Source organism: Arthrobacter sp., from assembly GCF_031988865.1.
Taxonomy (GTDB): Bacteria; Actinomycetota; Actinomycetes; order Actinomycetales; family Micrococcaceae; genus Arthrobacter_B.
The window spans coordinates 1-3,761 of record NZ_DALZXY010000070.1 but is presented as its reverse complement, the minus strand read 5'-3'; the positions used below and the strand labels follow the sequence as shown (position 1 = coordinate 3,761).

3 protein-coding genes are annotated in these 3,761 nt (G+C 66.6%); all 3 read left to right on the top strand.

The features are described from left to right. The first annotated feature begins 46 nt into the window (after window positions 1–46). Window positions 47–1,147 (top strand): ABC transporter ATP-binding protein, encoded by a 1,101-nt coding sequence (locus tag RTN46_RS12450; protein WP_312181796.1) that lies wholly within the window; start codon window positions 47–49, stop codon window positions 1,145–1,147. Next, window positions 1,144–2,973, top strand: coding sequence for an iron ABC transporter permease (locus RTN46_RS12445; RefSeq protein ID WP_312181794.1), 1,830 nt, complete (start codon window positions 1,144–1,146; stop codon window positions 2,971–2,973). Before RTN46_RS12450 ends, RTN46_RS12445 begins: the two co-directional genes overlap by 4 nt. Window positions 2,974–2,975: 2 nt before the next feature. Beyond that, window positions 2,976–3,761, top strand: a 786-nt coding sequence (locus tag RTN46_RS12440; protein ID WP_312181792.1) for a lyase family protein, incomplete at its 3' end; no start/stop codon positions are given.

Below are 3,761 nucleotides of genomic sequence, written 5' to 3'. Positions count from 1 at the left end.
CCCCCCCCGGCTCTACCCACCCCCCAAACTCTGCGAAAGAGCTGCCATGACACGAGTCCTTCTCGAATCAATCGAAAAGCGCTATCCGGGCGCAGCCCCGTCGGTCGCGGACCTGGATCTCACCATTGAAGACGGTGAATTCTTCACCCTCCTGGGACCGTCCGGATGCGGTAAATCCACCACTTTGCGTATGGTTGCCGGCTTCATCCAGCCCACCCGCGGGCGCATCCTGTTCAATGACAAGGACGTCACGAACACGGCGCCGAACCGCCGGGACACCGGCATGGTCTTCCAGAACTACGCGCTCTTCCCGCACATGACCGTTCGTGCCAACGTCGGCTACGGGCTCTCCGTGCGGCGCACCTCCCGCGCCGAAAAGAACAAGCGCGTGGACCGGGCCCTGGAACAGGTTGGCCTGAACGGATACGCCGAACGCCGGATCGATATGCTCTCCGGCGGCCAGCAGCAGCGCGTGGCCCTTGCCCGCGCCCTGGTCATCCAGCCTTCGGTACTCCTGCTCGATGAACCGCTCTCCAACCTGGACGCCAAGCTCCGCGAGGAGACCCGCGCCGAAATCCGCGGCACCCAGAAGGCCGCGGGCATCACCAGCATCTACGTCACCCACGACCAGGCCGAGGCCATGGCCATGAGCGACCGCGTCGCGATCCTCGAATCGGGCCGGCTGCACCAGGTCGCACCGCCCCGGGAGGTCTACCACCGCCCGGCCACGTCCTTCGTGGCCCGGTTCATCGGCCGGTCCAACGTCCTGCCCTGCACCGTCCTGGAAGCCGGCGGAGACAGCGTCCAGGTTCGGCTGGAGGACGGCTCAGTGCTCCGCGCGCCACGCGTTGCCGGCACCCCCTCCGCCGAGGTCACCGCCGGGGACACCGCGGCGGTCAGCCTGCGCCCGGAGTCCTTGGCCGTACTCCGGGCGGCCGACACGGCCAGCACCAGCGGCGACAGCGCCGGGGAGCTGAAGGGGATCGTCCGCACCGCGGAGTTCACCGGAGCGGTCAACGTCTACGAAGTGGACTGGAACGGCACCAACCTGGTTGTCTCCGTTCCGGACTCCGAAGACCGGGTCCAGCCCGGTGACCCGGTGATCCTGGCCCCGCATCCGGACCGGGTCTGGCTGGTAGCACCGTGACCGGGCTGACTGGGACGCTTCAGAAGCTGCGGATGCGCAGCGGAACCACCTCCTCCGACCGGTTCATTTACTGGCTGGCCATTCCGCTGGTCCTGATCCTGCTGATGTACATCGTCATTCCGATGTTCGCCACGGCACGCACGTCCGTGGACGGCGGGGTGGGCAACTACAGCGGCTTCTTCGGCGGCAACTCCGGCCGCGCGCTGGGACTTTCCGTCGGCATTTCCGTTATCTCGGTGCTCACCACCGGCGTTATCGGCACCGCGCTGGCTGTGCTGCTGACCAGGTTCGATTTCCCGGGCCGGAACGTCCTGCGGCTCTTCGCCATGCTGCCCATGGCCCTGCCGCCGCTGATCGGCGCGGTGTCCTTCTACTTCCTTTATGCCGAAAGCGGCATCGTGCCGCGCTTCCTGGCCCAGTACTTCGGTGCGGATCCCGGAGCGGTTTCCGCCAACGGCGTCATCGGGGTGCTGCTGGTACACACGATGACGATGTACCCGTACTTCTACCTGGCGGTTTCCTCCGGGCTCGCCGGTTCCGATGCGTCCATGGAAGAAGCGGCACTGAACCTCGGCGCGAGCCGGTTCACGATGTGGCGGACGGTCCTGCTGCCCATGCTGACTCCGGCCCTGGTCTCCGGTGCCCTGCTGACCTTTATGGTCTCAATGGCCTCCTTCACCGCCCCGCAGTTCTACAACGTCCAGACCCTGACCATGCAGATCGTCGCCTCGCGGACCTCCGGCGCCTACGAGCTGGCCGCGGCCCAGTCAACGGTGCTCTCCGTGGTCTCCATCCTCTTCCTCCTCGCCATGCGCTGGTACCAGAACCGCCGCGTCCACCGCAGCGCCTCGAAGGGCACGCCGCAGGCCGTGAAGATCATCCACGGAACGCTGCCCCGGCTGGGTGCCGGTCTTGGCTCGGCCGTGCTGGTGCTGATCCTGATGGCTCCGGCCGCCGTGATTGTGCTGCTGGCGTTCACCGTGGACGGTTCCTGGACCGTGCAGATCCTGCCGAACGAATACACCCTGGGGAACTTCTCCCGGATCTTCACCGACCCCTCAACCCTGCGGCCGATCCTGGTCAGCAGCCAGATGGCGTTCATCGCCATGATTGCCTGCACCGTGGTCGGTGTGATCGCGTCCTGGGTCGTAACCCGGTGGAAAGGCCCCGGCAAGGGACTGCTGGACGTGATGGTCATGATCCCGTGGGCCCTGCCCGGCACCGTGATCGGCGTCAACCTTGTCACGGCCTTCGCCAGCCCGACGCCGTTCAACCTCGGCCAGGTGCTCATCGGTTCCCTGTGGATCCTGCCCGTCGCCTACTTCGTGCGGTTCCTGCCGCTGGTCTTCCGGTCAGCCAATGCTGCCCTGGCACAGATCGATCCGTCCGTCGAGGAAGCCGCCCGGAACCTCGGAGCCGGCCCGTGGCGGGTGCTGCGTACCGTCACTGTTCCGCTGATGTACCGCGGCATCCTGGCCGGCGCCCTGATGGCCTTCATCCAGGGCTTCGGCGAATACGTGGCCTCGGTGGTTGTCTACCCGGCCCGGTTCGCGCCGCTCTCCGTGGAAATCTACAACCGGATCTACTCCAACGAGTTCGGCACCGCCGCGGCCTACGGCACCCTGCAGATGGGCCTGATCCTGATCGTGCTGATCATTTCCCAGCGCCTGGAAAACCCGCGCAGCGGAGGCTTCGCGGCGATGCTGCGCCGCCGCCGTCGTCCCACCGTGGAAACCCCGCTGATAGGCCCCATCCCCTCCGCGGCGGTCCCGCTGCCGCTGACCTCACCCGAACCTGTGAACTCCGATCTGAAGCCGGTGAAATAGCCATGACCCCCAGCAACCGCCCCGTCCTCAAGGACCGGCCCGAACTTTCCGTCTACTGGGACAACCATCTGCGTGTTGCCTTCGAAGAAGCGGCCGAGTTTATTTATCCGCCGATGGTGGAAGCCTCCCTTGCCCACGTCTGGATGCTCGACGACGAAGGCATCCTCCCCCGCGAACGTTCCGCCCGCCTGGAAAAGGGGCTGCTCACGCTCTGGGAGCGGATCAGCGAGGGAAAACAGGAGTACGTCTTCGACGGTTCCGTGGAAGACCCGTACTACTTCATGGAACAGCAGCTGGCCGCCGCCTGCGGCATCTCCACCTCCGAACTCGACGTCCAGCTGGCCCGCAGCCGCAACGACCTCGACGCCGGTGCGTTCCGGATGGTGCTCCGGCGCCAGCTGCTGGACCAGGCCGATCTGGTGGTCCAGGCCGCTGCCGACGCCGCGGACCTGGCCCGCGAGCATGCCGACAAGCTGATCATCGGTTTCACGCACCGCCGCCCGGCCCAGCCCACAACCATCGGCCACGTCCTCGGCGGGCTCTCCGAAGCGCTGCTCAGCCAGGCACGTGAACTGCTGGACATCTATGCGGAGCTGAACGTCTCACCGCTGGGTTCGGCGGCCTTCGCCGGCACCGACGTGCCGATCAACCCGGAGACGCTGCGGGAGCTCCTCGGCTTCGACTCCGCGTTCACCTCCAGCTATGAAGCCGTTGCCGGTGCCGAGCACTTTATGCGGCTGGCCGCAGCCCAGGCCCGGATCTGCGCCACCGGTGCCCGGTTCTCCCGG

Excerpts from the sequence above, each read along its gene's own strand:
- RTN46_RS12450 (WP_312181796.1), top strand. The coding sequence starts at position 47 with ATGACACGAGTCCTTCTCGAATCAATCGAAAAGCGCTATCCGGGCGCA.